Below are 25127 nucleotides of genomic sequence, written 5' to 3' on the forward strand. Positions count from 1 at the left end.
GTTGGTGAAGTTGCTGATTAAGTTGCTTGGCTTGCTGTGCATCATAGTTCGGGTTTAATATCGATGGAATACAGTTAATTTCTATCAAAACAATCGATTTTATTGATATGCGAGACCCCGGCCTGCCCTCCCTGGAACAACTTCGTGTCTTCATCGCGGTGATCGACCATGGCGGTTTCGCCGCGGCGGCCCGGGCGCTGCACCGCACGCAATCGGTGATCAGCTACACCATCGCCAATCTTGAGGAGCAGCTGAATATCGCGCTGCTGGACCGCAGCAAGCGCAAGCCGGAATTGACGGAAGCGGGCAAGGCGCTGCTGGCCGATGCGCGCGCGATCACCATGAAAGTCGATGGCATGCGATCGCGCGCCAAGGCGCTTTCCGCGGGATTGGAAGCGGAGGTGTCGCTGGTGGTGGACGTGATGTTTCCGACCTGCCTGCTGGTGCGCATTTTGAACGCCTTCCAGCAGCAATTTCCTGCCGTCGCCATGCGCCTGCATACCGAAGCGCTGGGCGCCGTCACGCAACTGGTGCTGGACCGGGTGTGCCACATCGGCATTTGCGGCGGCGTCGTCAATCCGCCCGATGCGATCGAACGCCGCGCGGCGGGCGAAGTCACGATGATGCCGGTGTGCGCCCCCAGCCATCCACTGGCGTCTTGGCCGGGCAAGATCCCGGCCTCGGCGCTGCGCGACCACATGCAGCTGGTGTTGACGGACCGCAGCCAGCTGACCGCCGGCCGCGACTACGGCGTGCTGGGCTTGCGCACCTGGCGCCTGGCGGACCTCGGGTCGAAACATGCGCTGCTGCGGGGCGGCCTGGGCTGGGGCAGCATGCCGCAAGCCATGATCAGCAATGACCTGGCCCATGGCTGGCTAGTGCAGCTGGATGTGGCCGACGGCAAGGCGTTCCAGTACCCGCTGTACGCGATCAACCGCAACGATGAAGAACCCGGGCCGGCCGGGCGCTGGCTGATGCAGCAATTCCTGGAGCTCGACCACAGCCTGCCGCACGACGCGTATTGAACGCGGGAGAAACCAATAGCGCCCGCTCCTACACGGCGCAGGCGGGCTGTCCTATGGCGTGCCCGGCGCGGCGGGCCTACGATGAATTCACTGTTTTCAACAGGAGATCATGATGGCTAAGCAACGGCAAAAGAAATCCGCGCGCACCCAGAAAAACATGCAATCGCAATTTACCCAGGGCATGCAACAAGGGACGGCGCTGAACCAGCAGAGCGCACGGGAAGCGTCATCGAGCACCACGCACCGCGACCGCGGCACCGGGGCGCGCGGCGACAGCACGCACCAGCGCTATACGTCCGATGTGCGCAAGGATGACTTGCGGCGCGCGGAAGGCGGCAAGACGCGGACCGACAAGGAAATCCGCTGAAGACTGACAGTTGAAGACTGACAGCCAAGGGCTGACGGCTGACGGCGAACGCCTCAGGCCAGCCGCGCGCACTGCGCGACAATTTCCCGCTCGATCGCATCGAGCGGGACCGTCTTTTCCACCGCCCCCAGTTTGACGGCTTCCTTCGGCATGCCGTACACCACGCAGCTTTTCTCGTCCTGCGCGACCGTGCGGGCGCCCGCCTTGCGCATTTCCAGCAAGCCCAGCGCGCCGTCGTCGCCCATGCCGGTCATGATGATGCCCAAGGCATTGGAACCCGCGCTCTTGGCGACGGAACGGAACAGCACATCGACCGAGGGCCGGTGCCGGTTGACCAGCGGCCCGTCGATGACGTCAACGTAATAGGTGGCGCCACTGCGGCGCACCAGCATATGCTTGCCGCCCGGTGCGATCAGCGCCACGCCGGCCCGGACCCGGTCATTGGTTTCTGCTTCCTTGACGGCAATCGCACAGATGCTGTTCAGGCGCGCGGCAAACGCACCCGTGAATTTTTCCGGCATATGCTGCACCACGACAATCCCCGGCGCATCCGGCGGCAAGGCGCCCAGCACCCGCTCCAGCGCCTGGGTGCCACCGGTCGACGTCCCGATCGCCACCAGCGGTTCCGATGGCGGCACGGCGGTACCGTCGCAGGGCGGCAGGATGGCGTCGGCGCTGAGTTTGGCGGGCGGCGGCATCAGCGGGGGCGGCGGGGGCGCGGGTTTGCGGCGCAGCAGTGTGTCGTCGCTGTGCACCTGGGCCGTGACGCCGGCCGCCATGCGAATGGCAGCAATCAATTCATCGGCATGGATCGTCAAGTATTCGCGCAGGTTGCCGCGCGGGCGGTTGACCACGGCCACCGCGCCGGCCGACAGCGCTTCGACCGACAATTGCGTGCTGTCGGCCGTCAGCGACGAACAAATCACGACTGGCAGCGGTTTTTCACTCATGATTTTGCGCAGGAAAGTAATGCCATCCATGCGCGGCATTTCAATGTCCAGCAACACCACGTCCGGCCAGTGCATGCGCATCCGTTCCATGGCCAGCAAGGGATCGGCCACGGCATAGGTCACCTGGATGCCCGGGGTGGCATTGAGCAGGCCAGTCAGCACTTGCCGCACCACGGCCGAATCATCCACCACCAATACCTGTATGCTCATGCGGGTTTCCGGTAAATCGAAGGCGCCAGCGCCGCCACATCAGCATTGATGTCGTTCAGGCTTTCCGAATGGCCGATGAACAGATGGCCCCCCGGTTTCAGCTGCTGCACCACGCGCGCCACCACCTGGCGCTTGGTCTCCGTATTGAAATAAATCAGTACGTTGCGCAGGAAGATCACGTCAAACAACCCGACCTGCGGCAACGTCATATTCAAATTCATTTCCATGAATTGTACTCGTTGTCGCAAGGAACGCTCCACCAGCAGCGTTCCGTCATACTCGCCAGTGCCTTTCAGGCAATATCGGCGCAGGTAATCGGGGGGGATATGGTTGGCGCGGGCTTGCATGTAATGGCCGGTGCGGGCTTGCGCCAGCACCCGGGTGCTGATGTCGGTGGCCGTGATTTCCCACGGTTGCTGGTCCAGAATATCGTCCAGCACCATGGCCACGCTGTAGGGTTCTTCCCCGGACGAGCAGGCCGCGCTCCATACCCGCAAGGCCGGGCTGCGCCCGCGCGCCTCTTGCGCAATCTTGCGCAAGAGGTCGAAGTGCTTGCTTTCCCGGAAAAAATAGGTTTCGTTGGTGGTCAGCAAATCGACCACGATTTGCTTTTCTTCCGGCGCGCGGCCACTGGACAGCAGCTGGAAGTATTCGCTATAGGAAGCGATCTGGTGTTGCTGCAAGCGGCGCGACAGGCGCCCGCTGACCAGCGCTTTTTTACTGTTGGACAGCGTAATGCCTGCCGAATCAAAAATAAACCGCTGGAACTGCGCAAATTCCTGGTCGCTGATGGCGATCGGCGTCATGTTCATACCTGCCACCATCCGTGTCAAAACCGGGTGAACAGCGCTTCGTCCGGTTCGCCCTCCTGGAAATGCGCCACGCGCGGCATGGCTTTGGCCGCCGCTGCGGCGCGGCTCTTGCCGCCTTGGCCGACGGTGCCGGTCCTGCGCATCGGCATCACCCGTGCAGTGGGCGGTGCGTCGCGCCATTCCGATGGCGCCGTGCCGCCGGCCACGCGGAAGAAGGAAATCGCGGCCTGCAATTCTTCGGCCTGGCTGCTCATTTCTTCGGCGGTGGACGCCAGTTCTTCGGAACCCGCCGCATTTTGCTGCGTGGCGCCGGACAACTGGCTGATGGCGGCATTGATCTGCCCCACCCCGGTCGACTGTTCTTCCGACGCCGCCGTGATTTCCTGCACCAGGTCAGAGGTGTGCTTGATGGTCGGCACCATTTCATCGAGCAGCTTGCCGGCCTTTTGCGCCAGTTCGACGCTGGACGACGCCACTTCGGAAATTTCCTGCGCGGCCACTTGCGACCGTTCGGCCAGCTTACGCACTTCGGCCGCCACCACGGCAAACCCTTTGCCGTGCTCACCGGCCCGGGCCGCTTCAATCGCGGCGTTCAGCGCCAGCAAATTGGTTTGATAGGCGATGTCATCGATGATGCCGATCTTTTTCGCGATTTGCGTCATGGCGTCCACCGTGGAGCGCACCGCCACGCCGCCTTCGGCCGCTTCCAGCGCCGCCTTGCTGGCCATGCCATCGGTCACGCGGGCGTTTTCCGTATTCTGGGCAATCGACGCCGTCATTTGCTCGACCGAAGCGCTGGTCTGTTCCACACCGGCCGCCTGCTGGCTCGACGATTGCGACAGTGCCTGCGCGGTGGCGCTGACTTCTTCCGATGCCCCCGCCAGCACACGGGCGCTGCTGGTCACTTCCGCCACCACCGACGACAGCTTGTCCACCATGGCTTTCATGGAATGCAGCAGGCTACCCTTGTCGCCATGGCGCAAGCGGATATCCACCGCCAGGTTGCCTTGCGCCACTTCGCTGACGATTTGCGCGGCATAGGCCGGCTCACCGCCCAGCTGGCGCACCAGGCCGCGAATCAGCAGCCATGACAGCACCGAGCCAAACGCCAGGCCGCCCGCCATCATCAGCATGTTGATATGCACGGTCGCGTCATAGGCCTTCACCGCCGCGTCATATTCTTCCTTGGCCACGTGTTCCTGCAGGTTGCGCAACTTGTACAGCAACTCCAGCGCCACATAGAAATCCTTGTCCAGGATCTTGATCGAGTCTTGCGCCTGTTTCATGTTACCGGCGCGCAGCATGGCGACCACGGCCTGGCGCTTTTCCAGGTAGGCACTCCATACCGGCAAGAATTCTTCGGTCAACTTCTTTTCTTCCGGCGTCAGGAAGGTGGCAATGTATTCGCCCCACTGCTTATTGAATTCGGCATAATTGCGGTCCGCCGCCGCCAGGCCGTTTTCCACGTCGTCGCTGCCTGTCAGGGTGGTTTGCAGCGTCCGGTAGCGCTGGCGCAGCATCATGTCGCCCACCTTGGCCAGCTGGCCCAGCGCCACCGTGCGGTCCGCATACACGGTTTTCAGGCGCTCGTTGGAAGAATGCATGCCATTCAGGCCCGCATAGCCAACACCCAGCATCAACCCGCTCAACACGGCCACCAGCAAACTCAGCCGGGCGCCGACGGTCAGCTTCGACAACCACGTCATGGCAACACCAGCTTTTGCACGGCGCCCAGCAACACTTCCGGCCTGAATGGTTTGACCACCCACGCCTTGGCCCCGGCCGCCTGCCCTTCACGCTTCTTTTCTTCCTGCGATTCCGTGGTCAGCATGATGACCGGCGTAAACTTATGGCTGGCCTTTTGCTTCAACTCACGCACGAAGGAAATACCGTCCATGTTCGGCATGTTGACGTCGCACACGATCAAGTTGACCTTTTGCGCATCGAGCTTATTCAGCGCGATCTGGCCGTCGGCCGCTTCCACCACGTCATAACCAGCGCCCTTGAGCGCAATATTGACCACTTGCCGCAGCGAAGCCGAGTCGTCCACCACCATGATGGTTTTTGCCATGTTATCTCTCCAGTTGACGCAACCGCGCCTTTTAGTTGGGTCAGACTGTATCCATGGGGTATTTCTTTGTAACCTGTACTTTGGTACATGTGACAAAGTTCCGTATCGTAATGCCAATAATCTGTTGCCCCACTGCACCAAAGTACAAGTTACGCGGCGGTGCGTGTTGCCTACAGTGGATTCATGGCACACGCATCCCACACCACCGACATCTTCCTGCTTCCCGGCGAATACTTCGTCGGCGGCGCCGGGCATCGGATCCGCACCCTGCTGGGGTCGTGCGTGTCGATCATCCTGTGGCACCCGGAACGCAAGATCGGCACCATGTCGCACTTCCTGCTGTCCTCGCGCAACCAGGACAAATCAGCCGGACTGAACAGCCGCTATGGCGCGGAATCGCTGGAATTGATGTTGTCGGAATTGCGGGTCATGGGAGTGGACCCGAAAGAATGCCAGGCCAAGATCTTCGGCGGCGGGCAAATGTTCCCCGGCGCGTCACAAAGCATCGGCCGCCAGAATGGCGAAGAAGCGCTGCGGCTGCTGCAGGCGCATGGCATCCGCGTGGTATCGGAAAGCCTGTATGGCGTCGGCCACCGCAATATTATTTTTGACATCAGCAGCGGTAATGTCTGGAGCCGCCATGTGGCGCCAGGCCAGCAACCCGCCGAAAACGCGGTGCGCCGTCCCCACGCCAGGCGCGCGGGCCTGCATGCCACTTTGACGCAAGCGGCGCACCAGCAAGCGGTGGAAGCGCTGGCGCAGGCCGCGCTGCCGGACGAGGCGGCGCCTCCCGGCAAGGGCAAGCGCGCCATCAGCAGCGCGCTGCGGTTCTTCTCGCTGACGCAGTGAATTAAAACTTAACGAACGCGGCGCAGTGACGAAACCTGGTCATTCATGTTGCCCAGGTTGTCGTAACGGCCAGGACCATACACCTGGCAGCGGCCGCCAAAGTTGTCGTGTTCGCACAGTTGCCACTGGCCTTCGTAAATCACCATCGAACTGGCGCGGTCATTGAAATCCGCGCCGCGCATGCTGCCGGCTTCCCCCTGGAATGAAACACGGCGGCCTTCAAAGCGCGCATGCTCAAACAGTTCGATCGGGTCTGGACGATCGAAGCCGCCACGGCGGTCGCGCTGTTCTTCGCGCCGTTCACGGCGTTCCTGGCGGTCGTCGCGGCCGTCATGGTCGCGGTCGCGGTAGCCGCGGTTGCCGCGTTCGACCTGGCGCGCCGACGAGATGCTGTTGTTAAAGTTGCGCAAGTTCGGGTATTCGCCCCGCTCAAACACGGCGCAATAGCCGCCGAAATCCTTGTCGGCGCAAATTTCCCACACACCGGAATGCACGATCATGCTCGATGCACGGTCGTTGAAGCCGGCATCGCGCAAGTTGCGGGTGCCGTCGCGCACAGTGACTTCTTCGCCACGGAAGTTTTCACGCGCAAACAGGGTGATTTCACCGGCGCTGGCGGCGGCGATTTGCCCCATCAGTGCTGCGGCCAAGGCCAGTATCGTTGTACGTTTCATTTTTTTAGCTCCTTGTTGTTCCCGCCGCGGCTGCCATGTCATCGCATGGCTCAATTGCGCGGCTGTATTCTTGGTCAACGTTTTGACTCAACCGTCAGCCTACACGACGTTGTAACAAATTCCTACGATAGAATGTCCGTTTCCCTTAGCAGAACGTCCATGCCCACCACTTTTACGCTCCCGAATATCCGCCGCGAAGCGGCCGCCCTTTGGACTCTGGCGTGGCCGGTCCTGGTGGGCCAGCTGGCCACGGTCGGCATGGGCGTGGCCGACGTGGCGATGACCGGCCACGCCAGCGCCACGGAACTGGCGGCGGTGGCGCTGGGCACGTCGGTCTGGTCGATCATCCTGGTCACCGTGACCGGCACCATGATGGCGATTAATTCCGTGGTGGCGCACCAGGTCGGCGCGGGTGAAACCAGCGCGATTGCCCATTCGGTGCGGCAGGCGCTGTGGAAAGCGCTGGCGGTCGGCCTGCTCGGCGCGCTGGCGTGCAATGCCGCCACGGTGCTGTTCGACCATTTGCAGATGGCGCAGGACGTCAATGACCGCGCCACCCTGTTCGTCCACATCATCAGTGCCGGCATGCCGGCCTATGCCGCCTACCGCGCCCTGTACGGCTACAGCACCAGCATCAACGAAACCAAGCCGGTGATGGTGATTGCCCTGCTGGGCCTGGCGTTCAACGTGGCGGTGAACTGGGTGCTGATCTTCGGCCACCTTGGCATGCCGAAACTGGGCGGCATCGGCTGCGCGGTGGCGACCGCCGCCTGCATGTGGCTGATGCTGGGCGCCATGCTGGTGTGGGTCAAGGTGGCGCCCGCCTACCGCCAGACATACCCATTCACGCACTGGGAATGGCCGCACTGGCCGGAAATCCGCGCCATGCTGAAACTGGGCCTGCCCACCGGCATCACTTACTTTGCCGAAGTCAGCGCGTTTGGCGCGGTCAGCCTGCTGGTGGCGCGCTTTGGCGTGGTGGAAGTATCGGCGCACCAGATCGCGCTCAATTTCGCCTCGCTGGTGTTCATGGCGCCGCTGTCGTTTGGCATCGGCGTCATCACGCGGGTGGGCCAGGCCATGGGCGAAGCCAATCCGGCACAGGCGCGCTTTGCCGCCTGGGTCGGCGTCGGCATGTCGCTGTCGTTCGCGGTACTGTCGGCAATCGGCATTGCCCTGTTCAACCAACAGATTGCCGCCGCCTACACCTCGGACCTGGCGGTGCAGGCGCTGTGCGCGCAACTGCTGCTGTTCGGCGCCCTGTTCCAGCTGTCCGACGCCACGCAGGTGGCGGCCTCGTGCGCGATCCGTGGCTATAAAGTCACGCGCCAGCCGATGCTGATCCAGCTGTTCGCATTCTGGATCTTTGCCCTGCCGCTGGGCTGCATACTCGGCCTGGCGCCGGCGTGGGCACCGTGGGCCCCGGCCGCGCCGATGGCCGCCGCCGGGTTCTGGATCGGGCTGGTGCTGGGGCTGACGATTGCCGCTGTGCTGCTGAGCTGGTCGTTGTATGTGCTGGCCAACCAGCGGGTGCGCAAACATACCGGTGCGCACTCCGACGTCCCGTTGGCGGCAACATCGTAGGGCGGTTTTCGCAACGCGAAAGCCGCCATGCGGGCCGAACGATTGATGGTTTTTTACCCGGTATTCCATACCCTTGCTTCCTGCCACTCTGGTATTGTCTTGCCGCAATTCCCGTCATCCACACGAGCGACTTCCCATGCGAACGATTCTTTCCTCCTTGGCCGCATTGGCCACCCTGGCCACCACGCCCGCTTCCGCCGAGCGCCTGACCCTGGACCGTATCCATGCCGACCCGGCGCTGGCCGGCGAAGCCTTCCGCAACCTCAAAGTATCGCCCGACGGCGCCCGCGTGACGTTCCTCAAGGGCCGCGACGACAACCAGTTCCAGATGGATCTGTGGGAATACAACCTGAAGGACAAGACCAAGCACCGCCTGGTGGATTCGAAGACCCTGGTGCCGGAAGAAAACCTGTCCGACGCGGAAAAAGCGCGCCGCGAGCGCGAGCGCACGGCCAGCCTGAAAGGCATCTTGAATTACAGCTGGTCGCCGGACGGCAAGCAATTGCTGGTGCCGATCGCGGGCAACCTGTACCTGATCGACGTGGCGAAACCGGACACCGCGCGCCTGGTGGCGTCCGGCCAGGTGCTGGACCCGAAAATTTCGCCGCAAGGCCGCTATGTGTCGTTCGTGCGCGCCCAAAACCTGTTCGTGATCGACCTGTCCACCGGCAAGGAGCGCCAGCTGACCACCGATGGCCAGGGCACGATCCACAACGGCGAAGCGGAATTCATCGCGCAGGAAGAAATGGGCCAGCGCACCGGCTACTACTGGGCGCCGGACGACAGCGCGATTGCCTATAAACGCTACGATGAGGCGCCGGTGCCGGTGGTGCGCCGCTTTGAAATTTACGCGGACCGCACCGAGGTGATCGAGCAGCGCTACCCGGCCGCAGGCGATGCCAACGTGACCGTGCAACTGAAAATCGTGTCGCCCGCCACCGGCGAGATCCGCGAAGTCGACCTGGGCGCCAATCCCGACATCTACCTGGTGCGCGCCGACTGGAGCGCCAACAGCCGCGCGCTGTTCTTCCAGCGCCAGAGCCGCGACCAGAAAACCCTGGAACTGGTGTCGGTCGATGCCGCCACCCTGAAGCAAAAAGTCGTGATCACGGAAACCGCCGATACCTGGACCACGATCCACGACGATTTGCGCTTCCTGAAGAGCCGCGACGCCTTCATCTGGACCTCGGAACGTTCGGGCCGCAACCACCTGTACCTGTACAACCTCGATGGCAAGCTGCTGCACCCGATCTCGAAGGGTGAATGGGGTATCGACAATGTGCTGGCGGTCGATGAAAAGGCCGGCAAGGTCTATGTCGCGTCGAACCGCGACGCGGTCACGGACAAGCAAATCTATGCGCTGCACATCGATGGCAGCACGGCCGCCAATCCCAAGCGCATCACCCAAGCCGACGGCTGGCACGATGCCGCGTTTGCACGCAATGGCGAAGTGTTTGTCGATACCTTCTCCGACCCGGACACCCCGCCGCAAGTGTCGATCCGCCGCGCCGACGGCGCGATGGTGACCTGGCTGGAAGAAAACAAAGTCGATGGCAAGCATCCGTACGCCCCTTACAAGGCCGACCACTTGCGCACGGAATACGGCACCTTGAAGGCGCAGGATGGCCAGACCCTGTATTACTCGATGATCAAGCCTTACAAGTTTGATGCGGCGAAGCGCTATCCGGTCTACCTGTCCACCTATGGCGGCCCGCACGCGCAGCACGTGTCGCGCAAATGGGGCAACTACTTTGACCAGTACATGGCGCAGCAGGGCTTTGTCGTGTTCCGCCTCGATAACCGTGGCTCCAGCCGCCGCGAGCGCGCCTTCACCGACGCCAACTACAAGCGCCTGGGCGAAGTCGAAGTGCAGGACCAACTGGCGGGCGTGGCGTTCCTCGGCAAGCAAAGCTTTGTCGACGCCAAGCGCATCGGCGTGTTCGGCTGGAGCTATGGCGGCTTCATGACCTTGCGCCTGCTGTCCCAGGCGTCGGACAAGATCGCCATGGGCGTGTCGGTGGCGCCGGTGACGGACTGGAAACTGTACGACACGCACTACACGGAACAGTTCATGAGCTCGCCGAAAGACAATCCGCAAGGCTATGCGCAAAGCAGCGTGTTTGCCCATGCCGATGGCTTGAAGTCGCCGTTGCTGCTGGTGCACGGCATGGCCGACGACAACGTGCTGTTCACCAACACCACGCGCATGATCGATGCGCTGGTGAACCGTGGCACGCAGTTTGAACTGATGACCTACCCCGGCGCCAAGCACGGCATTTCCGGCAAACTGCCGCAGCGCCATGTGTATGGAAATATCGAGGCGTTCTTCAAGAAGCACTTGAAGCCCGAGAGTAACTAAACAAAAACCCGGCCATGGCCGGGTTTTTGTTTTCAGGCGACGACCGATCAGCGGTTACCGCGGTCGATCGCATCCTTCACGGCTTCCTTGGCGTCGCCAATGCCCTTCTGCAGCTTGCCTTCGGACTGTTTCGACAAACCCTTGGCTTGCTGTTCGGAACTACCCACCAGTTCACCGGTTTTTTGCTGCACTTTACCGGCGACTTCCTTGGCTTTACCTTTGATTTGGTCCTTGTTCATGATGACCTCCTGAAAATATGCACACGCCAAACGGTGTGCCCAGGAAAAGGATAGCCAGCGGGCATGCCTGCATCTGTACGTTGACTAACACTTGCGCCAGACACTGGCCAGCCATGGCTGCTGATCGCGTGGCAAGCCGGGCGGACGGTAGTAATGGTGCAGCGGCGCGAACCCGGCCGCCGTCACGAAACGGGCCCATGACTCGTAATCGTGGTAACTGCCATAACGCGCGCCATTCCACCCTTCCTGGTTATTGCCACGGGGATTGGAGCTGAACAGGACGCCGCCGGGTTTCAACGCCGCCTGCAGCCGCAGCAGCACATCGGGCAGCACGGCGCTGGGCACGTGGAACAGCGACGCATTGGCAAAGATGCCGTCGAAATGACTGTCCGGCAGGTGCAGGTCAATAAAATCCTGCAGCCACACGTCGCAACCGCTGTATTCCCGCGCCATGCGCACGAATTCCTTTGATCCGTCGATGCCGGTGGCGGTATGGCCCAGTTCCGTCAACCGCTTCAAATCGCGCCCCGGCCCGCATCCCAGATCGAGGATGCGGAATGGGGCCGTGCCTTCGATGGCATCGAGCAGCGCCGCGATATTCTGGCTCACATCATGGTCGCGCGTGCCGTCAAAAAATTGCTGCGCGCTGCGGTCGTAATGCGCCAGTGTCGTCTCGGTGGTTTTCTTGATCTGCCCGATATCCATCGCTATCCTTGAAAAAAGCGCTTACCAGACGCGCACGCGCTCTTGCGGCGCCAGGTACAGCTGCTGGCCCTGCTGCACGTCGAAGGCCTTGTACCACGCGTCGAGGTTGCGCACAGTATACGTGCGCCACTTGGCCGGTGCGTGGCCATCGGTCATGACCTGGCGGCGCAGCGAGGCGTCCCGCACCAGGTTGCGCCAGCTGCGCGCATAGCCGAGGAAGAATTCGCGGTCCGCCACGGTCGGGTTGGCGGCCTTGAAGGCGTCATAGGCGGCCGCCAGGCCGGCCAGGTCGGACAGGTTTTCGCTCAGGGTCAGCTGGCCGTTCAGCGCCAGGTCCGGGAACGCCTTGTAGGCAGAATACTGCGCCACCAGCGCTTGCGTGGCGGTCTTGAAGTGGGCCGCGTCATCCTTGGTCCACCAGTCGCGCAGGCGGCCGTTCGAATCGAATTGCGAACCCGTGTCATCGAAACTGTGGCTGATTTCATGGCCGATCACGGCGCCGATTGCGCCATAGTTGACGGCGTCCGTGCCATTCAAGTCAAAGAACGGCGGCTGCAGGATCGCGGCCGGGAAGTTCAGGGCATTTTGCATCGGCAGGTTGACGGCATTGACCAGTTGCGGCGGCATGCACCACTCCTTGCGGTCCACCGGCTGGCGCAGCTTGGCCAGTTGCTGCGCGGTGTACAGCTTTTCCGCGCGCTCGGCATTGCCATACGCATCATCGGCTTTGACCTCCAGCTGCGCATACGAGGTCCATTTTTCAGGATAACCGACACCGACATACAGCACGTCGAGCTTGGCGTGGGCTTCCTTGCGCGTGGCCGGATCCATCCACGCCAGCTTGTCGATACGCTGGTGGAAAGCCTTGACGATATTGGCCACCATGCCTTCGAGCTTGGCCTTGGCTTCCGGCGGGAAGTACTTGCCGACATACAGCTTGCCGACCGCGTCCGGCATGGCGCCATTGACCGCCGCCAGGCCACGCTTCCAGCGCGCCGCCAGTTGCGGTGTGCCGGACAGGGTGCGGCCATAGAAATCAAAGTACTGTTCAACAAAGGCTTGCGGCAGGTTGTTGGCGCGGTGGTTGATGGTGTGGAAGGCCAGGAAATCCTTCCAGGCATCGAGCGAACAATCCTGCAACTGCTTGGCGGCGCCCGTGATGGCGCTCGGGTGCCACAACATGAATTGCCGTTGCCCTTTCAGGCCGGCGCTGGCGAAGAACAGGTGCCAGTCCATGCCCGGCGCCTTCTTGCTGAAATCGTGCAGTGACCAGGTGTGGTTGGATTTGGCCATGTCGGCCGAATCTTCGCGCGTTGCGTGCGACAGCGCCAGTTTGCGTTCCAGGTCGAACACGCGCGCGGCGCGGGTTTCCGGGTCGCTGAAACCGGCCAGCTTGAGCATGGCGGCGATGTGCGCCTGATAGGCCGTGCGCAGGCGGTGCATGCGCTCGCTGTCATCCAGGTAATAAGCGCGGTCCGGCATGCCCAGGCCGCCCTGCAGCAAATACGGCACATTGCGATTAGGATCATTCAAGCCTTGCGACACCCACAGGCCGAACAGGTTTTCAGTCTGGAAGTTGGTGGCGTTCAACGGATCGACGTCGGCGCGGATCGATTCCCCCAGCGCACGGGTTAATTCCTTCTTGTCGCGGAGCGCGCGGATCTTGTCGAGCGCCGGTGTCAGCGGCGACAGGCCGCGCGCTTCGATCGCGGTGTCGTTCATGAAGGCGCGGTAATAGTCGCCGACTTTCTTTGCTTCCGCATCCGGCGAACCCGCCGCCGCTTCCACCAGCTTGATAATGCGCTGGTTGGTTTCCTCGCCCAGTTGCGACATGCCGCCCCACGAACTGCGGTCGTCCGGGATTTTCGTACTGTTCAGCCAGTCCGCGTTGGCATAGCCAAAGAAATCATCGCCGGGCAGAACCATGGCTGCGGTGCCGGCTGCGGTGGCGGCCTCGACCGGCGCGGCAGGTGGGGCAACGGTATCCGCGGCGGTGGCATAAGCGGCAACAAACTGGAGTGCACCGCACAGCGCGAGGCTGATGGCGGTCTTGGTGGGTGAGTGCATGGGAAGGGTTCCTCTTATCGTGTTTTTTTGTAATTTCAGGGCGTGGTACGCCAGGCTGCACTGTATTGCGTCCGCCATTTTGATGCCTGCACAATGCGACAAACTGCAAAATTTCAGGACAGGCTGCAGGAATCGGCGCCTACGGTGCAGTACTGCAACAAAAAGCCCCAACAGAGGAAAAATTCACTATATAGTTCATCTACAGCAACGCATTCCAACAGGAGACCCTTTATGAAACTTGAAGCACTTTTCCAGAATCCCACCGCGTTGCCCACTGCACCGAAAGTCGTCGAGGAATTGATTTCCAGTTTTGACAAGGCCAGCGTCTCCACGGAAGAAGTTGCTAAAAAACTGTCGGCCGATCCGGTGCTGAGCGCCAAGCTGCTGCGCCTGGCCAACTCCGCGTATTACCACGTGTCGCGCTCGATCGGCACGGTGGAAGACGCGGTGCTGATGCTGGGCTTCGTGACGGTGCGTACGCTGGTCATCAGCTCCGGCCTGGTTAGCGGTTTCAAATCCGTTCCCGGCCTCGACTTGAAACAGTTCTGGCGCTACAGCCTGTACACGGCGTGCTCCGCCAAGTGGATTGCCAAGAAAACCAAGGAAAACACCGACCTCGCCTTCACCATCGGCATGATGCACGGCATCGGCCAACTGGTGGTGCACGCCGCCATGCCGGAGCAGGCCATGCAGCTCGATAAAGTGGCCGGTCCGCTGGATTCGCGCCGCCTGGACACCGAACAGCAATCGTTCGGCTTCACCTATGCCGACGTCGGCGCCGAACTGGCCCGCCGCTGGAAATTCCCAGAGGTGTTTGCGGAAACCATCGCGACGTTCCCGGACCCGCTGAACGATGAAAACGCCACCCACCTGTCCGGCGTGATCCACCTGGCATCGTGGCGCGCCCGTGTGGAAGAAAACGGCTTGTCGCAGGAAGAAATCGAAGCCTGCTACCCGGTCGACCTGGCCGCCGAACTGGGCCTGGCGCCCAACGCGCTGCTGGACGACATGCCGCCACCAAGCGAGCTGAGCGCGGGCCTGGAAGAACTGGTTAAATAAACAACATTAAATCAACCGAAGCGCGGCCCGTGCCGCGCTTTTTTACGTCAGGAATGTTGTCGTTTTGATTAGCCAAAAACTTTTTTCAAAATATTTTTAGTTTTTTTCAAAAAAACCCTAAAGTTCCCCGCAGGCATGACGTTAATCCAGACAAGCAGTAATCCATTTCCACTTTCCGGGATACGCCATGACCTCGAACGAAGTCCTCTCCATGTATGAAAATGTTGCCGGTTTGACTGGCAAAATGGTGATGGCTGCGCGCGCCAGCGACTGGGAAAGCCTGGGCCGCCTGGAAAACCAGACCGCCGCGACGGTCGCCACCGTGACGACCGGCGCCACCGTGCCAGCGCAACAAGGCGACGCCCGCGCCCGCAAGATCGCCCTGCTGAAACAGATTCTCGCCAACGACCGCGCTATTCGCGACGTGACGGAACCTTGGATGGAGCAGGTGCCGGGGGTTCGGCAATAAGCCCCTCCCCTCCTTCTGATTTTCCTGAGAAAGCGCCTTTGAGGCGCTTTTTTGTTGTCTAAGGTATCGTGGGCTGAGGTGGGGTTGGGTTTGGGATTTGGGCGTGATAAAGTGGGATGACTATTTGGCAATCAAAAGAAGATGCTGGTGTTCCGGGCTGAATCTCGTGACTTTGTCGGGAGAGGGGGCGGCGGATCGGGGGGGGTACTTCACGATGGGCCCAGCCTTGATCCTGTTAATGAATCACGCCTCGACCACTTCGCTCCGCTCTTGGGCCGCTGGCTGTTTCACCAGCGCGGCGCATGCTGGCGTTTGGGCCGCTGGCGGTGCGGCGCCTTGCGGCAAGCGCCAACTGGTCCGGTATGCTGGCGTTCGTGTGGGCGCTTGCGCGGGCAAGCTGGCGGCTGGTCCTTCGCGGCCAGTTCGTGCGCTGTGCCCATCATTTCATTCCAGCGGATCGCCTACGGCGCCCGCTGAATTCCAACGTTGGGCCTGTTGATGGAGCAGTCAAAATTGCCGCCGAAAGATGAGTTGCCGCGATGGTTTCAAATCCCACTGGGACTGCTACTGTGTGTGTTCGCGATTCCATGCCTCTTGGGTTCACTCGCGCTTGCATTCAGTCCAAATGAGAAAGCTCCGATCTTGGCTCCGTTGTTCGGAATACTCATGGTTTTGGCATGTTTCTGGTTGTTTGTAATCGCCACTCGGCTCATCAGCGGGAAGAAAAAGCATGGTGGACTCATGGGGCCACGCGCATTGCGGCTCTCGGCCTGGATATTTGCAGTGATTCCCGTAAGTTCGATTTTGACAGGATCGTTTTTTGACCATCCGATTCGATATGGTTTTTTGGGCGCCATCTACCTCAGCACTTTTTTCGGACTTCGCAGCCTTTCATTTAAACGCGAAGCTGATATTGCCCAACAATGTGCTCCAGCGGATGGCCTGCGGCCCCCGGTGAGCTAGAACGTTGGACCGATCAATGAAGAGCCACAGGACACAGTTTGCCATTCTCATTGCGCTATTTGCCACGTGCCTGTTTGGCCGCATGTCCTTCATTGCAAGTAGCGGTGCATTTGAAAATCCTGATCCGACGCAATTTCAGCGGCTCCGAATGATCTGGTGGACCGCATACTGGGCTGTTCCTGCCTTGGTCATTGGCACGTTTATTTCGCGTCGAATTATGGTTGTCGCTGCTGCTACTAATTTGCTTGGCGGACTGATCCTGTTAGCGCTGGAATATCGGCATATCGTTCCCGTGGGGGATTATTTTCCACGCCCGCGTGAACTCTTTGGCGCGGCTGCGGAATTAGCTACCGTGATTCCTTTAGCAGCCTTGTTTGCGATGGGTGCAAAAATAGCGGTCTGTAAAATTGTAGCCCGACGAATCGAATGAACATCAAGCCCAACCAAACATTGCAGCCGACGCCTACGGCGCGGCTGAATTTTCTATAGGGGCTGCTTAATAGGAAAAAATATGGGTTTAGGACTTTTGCCATGGGAGCGCCTGCCCGCCTACATTTTGGGGCCGCTGATCTGCACGCTTAGCCTTTGGCTGATGTTGGAGGGATTTTTTCCTACCGGTTGGCACTTGGTGTTCGAGATTAGCTTCTTTATTTTTGGGGTATGGATTGTCTGGTATCGGTATAAAACTGGAGTGGAACCGCTTTGGTCCAATGAGCAGAGGAATGCTGCGTGTCGAGGTAAAGACTCAGATCCGAAGAGCAAGTAACCCATGCCCAAGTAAGCGAGGCGGCGCTTCGACATGGGCTCCCGGTATAGCACTTAGAAACATGATAAATATGCCTATTTTTTCCATCCAAGGGCCGCCCACCGACATGCTTCGGCGCTTGCCGGTGGGCGGCCCTCACGTCCAATGTTGGACCACTTGAATGGAAACTCGTTGCGTCGCGGATATTGTCGGTCCTTGGAAGCAGCCTGACTTCGAGTCGAGCCTGATTGCTCGATGCCGGGACAATTGGTTGATTCCTGTGGGAGAACTCTCGAACTATGTGTTGGCTACCTTTATTCGTCAACGAATCGCGTGGGATCTCGCCTTGCCCGAGGCACGGCGACGCCTTGCTGCTGGTTTCTTTGATGACACAGAGCTTTACGATGACGAATTGTTCGTAGCAATTTCGGAGGCGCTGATGATTTCATTCGCAAATTCTTCGCCCAACAATCCAATTCAACGGACGCCAGACGGCGCTACTGATCGTTGACGTTGGCGTCTGGTCTGCCGCTGAGTGCGGACAATCCCTCTGAGCTTGGCGCTGGACGCAGGTGATTATTTCTCTTCCGTTGCTGTGGAAATGTTTTGGTCCGTGGTATCTTTCAGGCAACGGTAGCGATTGGCTTTTCTGTGCTGGCAATTCCAGCGTGCCGGTCGCGCTTCGCTCTTGGCGGCGTCTTCTTCGGTCCTTGCGGCATGGACTTCACTGGCCACTCCAGCGGACTGGCCGGACGCTGCGCTATCCAAGTTTTAATTTATCGGCCGCCAGCCGCTTAGCTTTCACGTAGGAAAGCTCCAGTGTGCGCCGAGGACACATTTCAACAATTTCACTACTGCTGGGAACTTATTCGATGAGACAACTTATTGCGGTGGCCTTCATTCCTTTCGCTCTGCTTTGCGCTGCCGGCGAGAGCTTTGCCGCCACAACCGCCGACATACCTTATACCTGTCCAATCGGTGGGGAGCACTTTATTAATAAGGAGCGCGTCGCTGTGCACAAAGAAGGCACCATGCTCGACCTACGTCCCTATGGAAGCTATGACGGCATCTGGCCTCTGCCCATCTGCCCGGGCAATGGCTTTGTCATGTACCAAAAGAAATTTACACCCGAAGAAGTAGCGAAGTTGACGCTGTATGTGACGAGCCCGGACTACGTGCAGATGAAGGACAAGGAGACGTCCTATTACCTCGCATCCAAACTCATGAAATACATGGGCGAAAAGGATGCAGATATTTTCTACAGTTTGCTAATCGCAACCTGGCAAGCAAGAGCTCCTGACGAATATGCGCGCTATGCGCGGGAAGCGGTGGAAATGCTTCGCAAGATGAGTGCTGGTCCTGCGGCTGAAAAGGAACCGCTATGGCCGACCTACCAGATTCTGATTGGCGAGCTACAACGCAGACTTGGACTCTTTTCGGAGGCAGAAGCCCATTTGGCTGCATTGAAGGGTAATTCCCGCTTCTCTGACAAAGTTAGCCAAAGCGTTCTTGCGCTGGAATTCAAACTGCTTCAGGAAAAGGATTCTTCGCCTCAAAAAATGCCCAAAACTCAGCAGTAAGTGCCAACCTTGATGTCGTTATGTTTTTACGGATTTGAGCATGGCGCATCATTCACTCATGCATAGGCTCAACCATACTGTCAACTGGACTGCCTCTACGCTGCGCGTTCCGGCAGTCAGTTACTTTGAACGTCGTGCCTTATGATGAGCCGTAACTTTGCTATCGCTGCTTTGACCTGCGCCATTGCATACTTTATAAGCTTAAATTTTGATGTCGCGTTCGACGGTGCGGAGTCGACTTACTATGGCCTTCCGCTTCCTTGGAATGCCAGGTCGCCCGCTGCGTCCTTGGTTAAAGACATTTTCCTGGTACCCGCCTTGATTGATCTGGCAGTGCTTTCCTTTTTTGCCTCGTATCTACTCCGCGCGGGTGACAGGCTGGGTCACGCTGCTCCGCAAATCTTGAATCGCGTTTCTTTCCTGCTAGGGGGAATTGCTTTCGCCCTCTTTGCTGTCACTTTCACTGTAAACAACTGTTTCGTCAGCTTATGGCCAGATACTTTACCGATGAATGTCACGTCAGTCCGGGCTGGGTTAGGAGCGTAGAAATGCATACCCATTTATTCCAGCGGGCACTAAACGGTGCCGCTGAATGCAGACATTGGCGTTCTTGTCGTTGGGTGGACGTGGTACCTTCAAGTTTTAATTCCCAGGCGGCCAGCCGCTCATTTTGTGTCGTTACTCCTTATGCCCGCTGAACTGAGCAAACTCGCTGATGCCGTCGAAGATGAGGTCGGCTTTCTGAACTTCGTTGCGGCGCTTGCAGAGGACTGGGCTGAAGAGCGCAGCATTGAGGCTGAACCTCCCTCATCGCCTTATGTGGCTGGCGCTCTAGGTTGGGAGAACGGCTCAATCGGGTCTTTTCTCGATGCTGCTCACGCCTGGGGCGAGGCAATCTCAGAGGGAACTCCGTACTATGAGGTGCCTACCAATCCTTGGCGGCGTGCAGCGCAGATCCTTTTTGCGGGAAAGTTCTATGAATAAGCTATCGTCCAGCCTTCAGCTCCAGCGGACGCCTAGCCGCGCTGCTGAGCGGTCAGCGTTGGGCCAATCAGCATGACTAGTGAATTTCAGTGTCAGAACTGTCGAAGGACATATCCGGAGAGCGAACGCGTCGAGTTCTCATTCCTGTTTGTCCTTACTTCGTTTTTGCTCTTTCTGGTACCGGCGCTTCCTTGGTCGGGTTCGAAGGACACTTTCCGGAAATGTTATTGAAAGAGAGCGGGCGTAACTATGCTCCTCTTGATGCATATATTTCGGCCAATTCTGCGAGCTATTCAAAACCATTCACGTTCGGCCCAATGAATGCAATTCTACCGTTGCACATAAATAGCAAATGAATAGCGCATTCTTAAGCGAAATTGTTCGACTGGGAGGCGATCCTGCAGACGAAGTGTGGATTTGGCTAGTGACGCGTGGCCCTCATGGCAGTTCGTTCACCTGGGGGCAATCTAAAAGTGAGCCCGCCGGTTATGTCGGAGTAAACCATCTAGAGGAAATTATTACCGACCTGATTACCCATATCCCAGACTTTTCTGAACGAGCACTCCATGCAGTAAATCTGGCCATGTACTCATCGCTCCCTGAATTGGCACGCCGTGCAATTCAAGTTGCTGGGGTAATTGGAGGAAAACATGAACTCGAGCGTATTAGCGAATTTGTTTCCAGCCCTGATTCTGCAATAGCTGCTGATGCCAGGGCAAGTTCCTATTATCTCAAACGTCGGCAATAAACTTCCAACTATTAATTAAAGCCGACGCCTGCGACGTAGCCTAGCATAACGTTGTTGGCTAAAATGGAAAACACATGGGTCCACAATGAAATCCACTGTCACTGTCGCAGCTTTCTCCATTCTGGCAGCTCTCCTCACAGGTTGCGCCGAAACAATTTCTGCGGCATACGCTGTCCATGACAAGGTGCAATGTCTTTCTGAACCCGATAACGCACCTCCACCTCCAAGGACACGGGCCGCATTCCCATTCCGCCTCGTTTATGACACCGATGGCCGCAGAGTGGTCGTTGAGAACACGCAAATCTGCGAATTCAAGGGTAGGAGTTGCACAGTTGAGGGAAGAAAGGATCTATGGCAATCCACACTAGCCAGTGGCCGGTCCCAGATACTCATTCGACAACTGGATAAGGATAGGGAATATGTCGCCTCTATTGGCGAATGTCCTGTTCTCATGGATGCCCCTCAATATCGGAAACTAGACAAACGTCCTTCTGATCGGCTCGAATTGCGAGTCTATGAGCATGGCCGTTTCAAATACTCACTTGCTGGAGCACAGGAGAACGGAATCAAAGTTACCGGTTTCGAGCAGTGGGCAGAGGGCACCTCGGCTACTCCCTGACAATTCGGTCGTCATAATGGAACGCATTACTTTTATTTTTGTGGCAATTGCAGTGGCATCAATTGGCACCAAGCTCGATCTTACTTACGTAGGCCTTGCGATCCTCGCCGGGATAGCGATTCCCATTGTGTGTTTTGCGCAAAGCAGTGACGACGAGGCGGGCGCCACGCCGGCATATGTGTTTGCAATGATTGGATTGGCGCTGCTGGCGCTCGCCTACCTTGTCTGCCATCGTCACGGCATTTCTTTTGAAGCGCTGAGCCAAGACAGATCATTGCCCAGAATGACCCGCCGCTTGCCATATTTTGGCATTGCATTCTTAACTTACGCAGCAACAATGGCCGCGCTGTCGATTTATCGACAACGACAGCGCTAAGCCGCTCGGAAGGCTAATCCGTCAAGAAACACGCGGAAATATGCGGTCCATCCCGGCACGCCGCAACGGCTTATTCGCCATCCTTGTCCAACACCGGCTCTTGCGGCTCCGCCGGTGGCGCCTCCGCGTCATCCTGCTTGTTACGCTTCCACCGCTTCCAGAACATCAGCTTTTCCTTCGGCGGCAATTTCAGCTTCTTCTTGCGCACGAAATACGCGAGACCACCCAGCACGGCAATCGCGGCCAGCACGCCCAGCACGATTTGCGTGGTGGCGTTCAAGCCGGAGCGGCGCTCTTTCTTGCCGTTCGTGCCATTGCTGCCATTCGACGGGGGGATGACGGAGCCTGCCGGGTTCATCGGCGCACTGGCAGTTGAAGCCGAGGCGGCGGGCGGCGCCGAGGCCACGGAAGATGCGACCGGCGCGGCCGTGGCGGAAGCAGCCGGCGTACCCGTTGCAGGCGCAGGCGCAGACCCCGCCCCTGCCGCCGAAGCAGCCGGCGCAGTCAATGCCGCACCGGCGGCCGGCCCCGCCGTCACCGGCGCCCCAACAGCCACCTGCAACGCCTGCACCTTTCCCTCCAGGTCGCGGATCTTGGCATTCAATTCCGTGTTCTTCTGGTCCAGCGCAACGCACTGCTTGGCCTGGTCGCCGGTTTTACCCGGCACGCACGCCGCATGGCCCGGCGCACTGCGCTGCGGCGCCTGTTTCAGCAAATCGGCGCCATACGCGGCGCGGCGCGTCAGCGCTTCCCGCTCGGCGGCGGCGCGCGCACGGGCCGCCAGCAGCGCGGCCTGCGATGGGGCTTGGCCCGGCAGCGCGGGATCCGACGTCGCCGACGCAGCTGGCGGCGTGGCGGTGTCCGCCGGCGGCGGCGCCGGCGTAGGATGCACCGGCACAGCGGCAAGCCGTGCCATGTCCACGGGCGGCGGCAACGGCGCGGGACGCAATGGCGTGTTAACCGGCGCCCGCGCGGCAGGCGACGGTTCCGATGCACCAGCCACCTGTGCCGGCGCCGGACGCGCCACCGGCGGCCGTGGCGCCCCCGGCGGTTCCGGTGTCAGCCACAAGGTGGCGGCGCGCACCACGGCGCGGCTGCCAGTGCCTAATTCCAGATACAGGTGCACCACTTCCGCATCGACCGGCTGCAACGTGACCAAATGCACAAACAGGCGCTGGTCCTTGCGCTGCACCGACATGCGCGCACCGGCCAGCGCCGGATGCATGCGCACATTCGCGCCCTGATAAATATTCGGCCCCGCCATCCGCACCGGCACGCCTTCCGCCGCTTCGTCCGGCGTCAGCATCACCAGTTCGATATCGGCGGTCAGGGGCTGGTTCAGGTAGGTGCGCACCGCAATGTCGCCCAGTTCCGCCGCGCCGGCAGGCGTTCCTGCCAGTAAGGCGGCGGCAATGGCGACGGATGAAAGACAGTTAAAGCGATGCTGCATAGTGTGGAAGTCGGGTGCGCAATATGTAAGAGTCTTAACGGCAAGATTTTTCCAATAGTTAGCCCCGCGCCGGAAATTGGCCGCTGCGCTACACTTGCCCTTATACCAACCCGCCGGAGATCATGTTGAGCACCCGATCCGAACACGACAGTTTTGGCCCGATCGACGTTCCCGCCGACCGCTTGTGGGGCGCGCAAACCCAGCGCTCGCTGCACCATTTCGCGATTTCCACGGAGCGCATGCCCGCCAGCCTGGTCCACGCGCTGGCCCAGGTCAAACGCGCCGCCGCCACCGTCAACCTGGACCTCGGCGTGCTGCCGGAAGCCAAGGCCCGGGCCATCATGCAGGCCGCTGATGAAGTGCTGGCCGGTCAGCATGCCGACGAATTCCCGCTGTCGGTATGGCAGACCGGCTCCGGCACCCAGTCCAACATGAACATCAATGAAGTGCTGGCCAACCGGGGTTCGGAACTGATGGGCGGTGAACGCGGCGAAGCGCGCCTGCTGCATCCGAACGATGACGTCAACAAGGGGCAATCCTCCAACGATATCTTCCCCACCGCGATGCATGTCGCGGCGACATGGGCCATGGCGCGCGAGGTGCTGCCGGCGCTGCGTGATTTAAGCGCCACCCTGGAAGCAAAGTCGCACGCATTTGCCGATATCGTGAAGATCGGCCGCACGCATTTGCAGGATGCGACGCCGCTGACCCTGGGCCAGGAATTTTCCGGCTACGTGGCGCAACTCGATTACGCCGACCTGATGATCACGTCCGCCCTGTCCCCGGTGCTGGAACTGGCCGCCGGCGGCACGGCGGTCGGCACGGGATTGAATGCCCATCCCGAATATGCGCAGCGCATGGCGCAGGAACTGGCGGCCCGGCTGCAATTGCCGTTCACCAGCGCGGAAAACAAATTCGCCGCGCTGGCCGGCCACGAAGCGCTGGTGTGCGCGCACGGCGCCCTGAAAACCCTGGCCACCGCGCTGATGAAAATCGCCAACGATGTGCGCTGGATGGCGTCCGGGCCGCGCTCCGGACTGGGGGAAATCACGATTCCGGAAAATGAACCGGGCAGCTCCATCATGCCGGGCAAGGTCAATCCCACCCAGTGCGAAGCGCTGACAATGCTGTGCTGCCAGGTGTTCGGCAATGACGTCGCCATTACTATCGGGGGCGCGTCGGGCAACTTTGAATTGAATGTCTACAAGCCGCTGATCATTCATAATTTCCTGCAAAGCGCCCGCCTGCTGGCCGATGGCATGCGCAGTTTCGACCATCATTGCGCACAGGGCATCGAACCCAACCTGGGCCGCATTGAAGAATTGATGGAGCGGTCGCTGATGCTGGTGACTGCGCTGGCGCCGCATATCGGCTATGATCGCGCCGCGCAAATCGCGAAAAAAGCGCAGCATGAGGGCAAGACTTTGAAGGAAGCCGCGCTGGAACTGGGGTTCGTGACCGAAGAGCAGTTCAGGCTATGGATCGTTCCACTGGACATGACCCGCCCTGCTGCGCGATAACACATATTTAGCAACTCAACAACGCGTGACAGCACCTGAGAGCAACTGAGGATAAAATGCAGAAAGTTAGTTTTGAATTGAACGGAGAGTTCATCGAGCTGAACCAGCTCCTGAAAGTCGTCGGCCTGTGCGACAGCGGCGGCGCCGGCAAAGTGCTGGTGGCCAGCGGCGACGTCAAGGTCGATGGCAAACAGGAATTGCGCAAGACCGCCAAAATCCGCGCGGGACAGCGCGTCACCATCGGCGACGTGCACATCTCGGTAGTCGCGGAAGGCGCGGCGTAAGCAGCTCGAACCTTAGGTGTAATGCATTTTTCTTGCATTTGGGAAAGTTTAAGCTAAGCTGAAACTAACCACGGGGGTGGCGCCTCAGCCTTGCGCCATCCGGCACGCACAGTTGTCTCGGGAGTACGTCATGGATGGCCCGGAAAATCCCAATACGCAGGAGCGCCTGATTGGCGACTTGCGGCAAGTGATCGAAAACGCGGAAGAATTGCTGAAGAACACCGATCAATATTCCAGCGTGCTATACCAGAGCGCCCGCACCCGGCTGCTGCAAGCGCTGCAGGCGGCCACCGAAGAACTGGCGCGTTTTGAAGATGCGCAACTGGCGCGCATGATCGCCGCCACCCACGCCGCCAACCTGCTGCACCACGACAATTCCGGCGAAGCCAAACTGATGCGGGCCTTCCGCTCGGATTGA

At 59.7% G+C, this 25127-nt stretch carries 27 protein-coding genes; 17 read left to right on the top strand and 10 right to left on the bottom strand.

From position 1 onward, the window contains the following. Positions 1-107 precede the first annotated feature (107 nt). Together AC1RRC_RS08955 and AC1RRC_RS08960 are read left to right on the top strand one after the other, a co-directional pair. A complete protein-coding gene (locus tag AC1RRC_RS08955; RefSeq protein ID WP_493054939.1) occupies positions 108-1025 on the top strand; it encodes a LysR family transcriptional regulator in 918 nt (305 codons plus the stop codon). Between the two features lie 109 nt (positions 1026-1134). Continuing rightward, complete coding sequence (locus AC1RRC_RS08960) at positions 1135-1392, top strand: hypothetical protein (RefSeq protein WP_493054940.1); 258 nt, start codon at positions 1135-1137, stop codon at positions 1390-1392. A 53-nt stretch (positions 1393-1445) separates the two neighbouring features. Here AC1RRC_RS08960 and AC1RRC_RS08965 read toward each other — a convergent pair whose 3' ends face one another. From AC1RRC_RS08965 to AC1RRC_RS08980, 4 genes are read right to left on the bottom strand one after another with little or no spacing between them, the layout of a single operon-like run. Next, complete coding sequence (locus AC1RRC_RS08965) at positions 1446-2552, bottom strand: protein-glutamate methylesterase/protein-glutamine glutaminase (protein WP_493054941.1); 1107 nt, start codon at positions 2550-2552, stop codon at positions 1446-1448. After that, positions 2549-3358: a CheR family methyltransferase gene (locus AC1RRC_RS08970; protein WP_493055509.1), complete on the bottom strand. Its 810-nt coding sequence runs from the start codon at positions 3356-3358 to the stop codon at positions 2549-2551. The genes AC1RRC_RS08965 and AC1RRC_RS08970 overlap by 4 nt, the downstream gene beginning before the upstream one ends. Positions 3359-3381: 23 nt before the next feature. Continuing rightward, positions 3382-5070: a methyl-accepting chemotaxis protein gene (locus AC1RRC_RS08975; RefSeq protein WP_493054942.1), complete on the bottom strand. Its 1689-nt coding sequence runs from the start codon at positions 5068-5070 to the stop codon at positions 3382-3384. After that, on the bottom strand, positions 5067-5435 hold the full coding sequence (locus tag AC1RRC_RS08980) for a response regulator (protein ID WP_493054943.1): 369 nt from the start codon (positions 5433-5435) through the stop codon (positions 5067-5069). Before AC1RRC_RS08980 ends, AC1RRC_RS08975 begins: the two co-directional genes overlap by 4 nt. A gap of 183 nt (positions 5436-5618) precedes the next feature. Here AC1RRC_RS08980 and AC1RRC_RS08985 point away from each other — a divergent pair, with 183 nt between their 5' ends. Continuing rightward, complete coding sequence (locus AC1RRC_RS08985; protein WP_493054944.1) at positions 5619-6284, top strand: chemotaxis protein CheD; 666 nt, start codon at positions 5619-5621, stop codon at positions 6282-6284. 8 nt (positions 6285-6292) lie between these two features. On the opposite strand, the gene AC1RRC_RS08990 is transcribed toward AC1RRC_RS08985, so the two are convergent. Continuing rightward, complete coding sequence (locus tag AC1RRC_RS08990) at positions 6293-6958, bottom strand: beta/gamma crystallin family protein (RefSeq protein ID WP_493054945.1); 666 nt, start codon at positions 6956-6958, stop codon at positions 6293-6295. Between the two features lie 159 nt (positions 6959-7117). Between AC1RRC_RS08990 and AC1RRC_RS08995 the strand changes: the two genes are divergently transcribed. After that, positions 7118-8542, top strand: coding sequence for an MATE family efflux transporter (locus tag AC1RRC_RS08995; RefSeq protein ID WP_493054946.1), 1425 nt, complete (start codon positions 7118-7120; stop codon positions 8540-8542). A gap of 136 nt (positions 8543-8678) precedes the next feature. Then, positions 8679-10901 (top strand): S9 family peptidase, encoded by a 2223-nt coding sequence (locus tag AC1RRC_RS09000; protein WP_493054947.1) that lies wholly within the window; start codon positions 8679-8681, stop codon positions 10899-10901. A 47-nt stretch (positions 10902-10948) separates the two neighbouring features. Here AC1RRC_RS09000 and AC1RRC_RS09005 read toward each other — a convergent pair whose 3' ends face one another. The 3 genes from AC1RRC_RS09005 to AC1RRC_RS09015 form a co-directional block, all read right to left on the bottom strand. Then, positions 10949-11140, bottom strand: coding sequence for a CsbD family protein (locus tag AC1RRC_RS09005; RefSeq protein WP_493054948.1), 192 nt, complete (start codon positions 11138-11140; stop codon positions 10949-10951). A gap of 84 nt (positions 11141-11224) precedes the next feature. Beyond that, positions 11225-11845: a class I SAM-dependent methyltransferase gene (locus AC1RRC_RS09010; RefSeq protein ID WP_493054949.1), complete on the bottom strand. Its 621-nt coding sequence runs from the start codon at positions 11843-11845 to the stop codon at positions 11225-11227. A gap of 21 nt (positions 11846-11866) precedes the next feature. Beyond that, on the bottom strand, positions 11867-13912 hold the full coding sequence (locus AC1RRC_RS09015) for a M13 family metallopeptidase (protein ID WP_493054950.1): 2046 nt from the start codon (positions 13910-13912) through the stop codon (positions 11867-11869). Positions 13913-14143: 231 nt separating this feature from the next. Here AC1RRC_RS09015 and AC1RRC_RS09020 point away from each other — a divergent pair, with 231 nt between their 5' ends. Further along, the gene (locus tag AC1RRC_RS09020) at positions 14144-14971 is read left to right on the top strand and encodes an HDOD domain-containing protein (protein ID WP_493054951.1); all 828 of its coding nucleotides are present in this window, start codon (positions 14144-14146) and stop codon (positions 14969-14971) included. 187 nt (positions 14972-15158) lie between these two features. Next, positions 15159-15440 (top strand): flagellar protein FliT, encoded by a 282-nt coding sequence (locus AC1RRC_RS09025; RefSeq protein ID WP_493054952.1) that lies wholly within the window; start codon positions 15159-15161, stop codon positions 15438-15440. 287 nt (positions 15441-15727) lie between these two features. On the opposite strand, the gene AC1RRC_RS09030 is transcribed toward AC1RRC_RS09025, so the two are convergent. Then, on the bottom strand, positions 15728-15883 hold the full coding sequence (locus tag AC1RRC_RS09030; RefSeq protein ID WP_493054953.1) for a hypothetical protein: 156 nt from the start codon (positions 15881-15883) through the stop codon (positions 15728-15730). A gap of 43 nt (positions 15884-15926) precedes the next feature. Here AC1RRC_RS09030 and AC1RRC_RS09035 point away from each other — a divergent pair, with 43 nt between their 5' ends. The 7 genes from AC1RRC_RS09035 (at position 15927) to AC1RRC_RS09065 (ending at position 21455) form a co-directional block, all read left to right on the top strand. Next, complete coding sequence (locus tag AC1RRC_RS09035) at positions 15927-16403, top strand: hypothetical protein (RefSeq protein ID WP_493054954.1); 477 nt, start codon at positions 15927-15929, stop codon at positions 16401-16403. A 16-nt stretch (positions 16404-16419) separates the two neighbouring features. Beyond that, entirely contained in the window at positions 16420-16833 is a 414-nt protein-coding gene (locus AC1RRC_RS09040; RefSeq protein ID WP_493054955.1) for a hypothetical protein, read from the top strand. Between the two features lie 496 nt (positions 16834-17329). Then, positions 17330-17659: a hypothetical protein gene (locus AC1RRC_RS09045; RefSeq protein WP_493054956.1), complete on the top strand. Its 330-nt coding sequence runs from the start codon at positions 17330-17332 to the stop codon at positions 17657-17659. Between the two features lie 361 nt (positions 17660-18020). Continuing rightward, positions 18021-18728: a hypothetical protein gene (locus AC1RRC_RS09050; RefSeq protein WP_493054957.1), complete on the top strand. Its 708-nt coding sequence runs from the start codon at positions 18021-18023 to the stop codon at positions 18726-18728. 687 nt (positions 18729-19415) lie between these two features. Next, positions 19416-19712 (top strand): DUF7660 family protein, encoded by a 297-nt coding sequence (locus AC1RRC_RS09055; RefSeq protein ID WP_493054958.1) that lies wholly within the window; start codon positions 19416-19418, stop codon positions 19710-19712. A gap of 352 nt (positions 19713-20064) precedes the next feature. Then, entirely contained in the window at positions 20065-20460 is a 396-nt protein-coding gene (locus tag AC1RRC_RS09060; protein WP_493054959.1) for a hypothetical protein, read from the top strand. Positions 20461-21095: 635 nt separating this feature from the next. Next, positions 21096-21455, top strand: a complete 360-nt coding sequence (locus tag AC1RRC_RS09065; protein WP_493054960.1) for a hypothetical protein — start codon at positions 21096-21098, stop codon at positions 21453-21455. Positions 21456-21525: 70 nt separating this feature from the next. Here AC1RRC_RS09065 and AC1RRC_RS09070 read toward each other — a convergent pair whose 3' ends face one another. Beyond that, a complete protein-coding gene (locus AC1RRC_RS09070; protein ID WP_493054961.1) occupies positions 21526-22905 on the bottom strand; it encodes a type IV pilus assembly protein FimV in 1380 nt (459 codons plus the stop codon). A 122-nt stretch (positions 22906-23027) separates the two neighbouring features. Here AC1RRC_RS09070 and fumC point away from each other — a divergent pair, with 122 nt between their 5' ends. From fumC to AC1RRC_RS09085, 3 genes are all read left to right on the top strand, one after another. Then, positions 23028-24425: a class II fumarate hydratase gene (gene fumC / locus AC1RRC_RS09075; RefSeq protein WP_493054962.1), complete on the top strand. Its 1398-nt coding sequence runs from the start codon at positions 23028-23030 to the stop codon at positions 24423-24425. 56 nt (positions 24426-24481) lie between these two features. Further along, positions 24482-24709 carry an RNA-binding S4 domain-containing protein gene (locus AC1RRC_RS09080; RefSeq protein WP_493054963.1) on the top strand — a complete coding sequence of 76 codons (228 nt, stop codon included), beginning with the start codon at positions 24482-24484 and terminating at the stop codon, positions 24707-24709. 130 nt (positions 24710-24839) lie between these two features. Further along, on the top strand, positions 24840-25127 hold the full coding sequence (locus AC1RRC_RS09085) for a DUF883 family protein (protein ID WP_493054964.1): 288 nt from the start codon (positions 24840-24842) through the stop codon (positions 25125-25127).

The sequence above is a fragment of the Pseudoduganella sp. GW821-FHT12E03 genome (genome assembly GCF_058807115.1).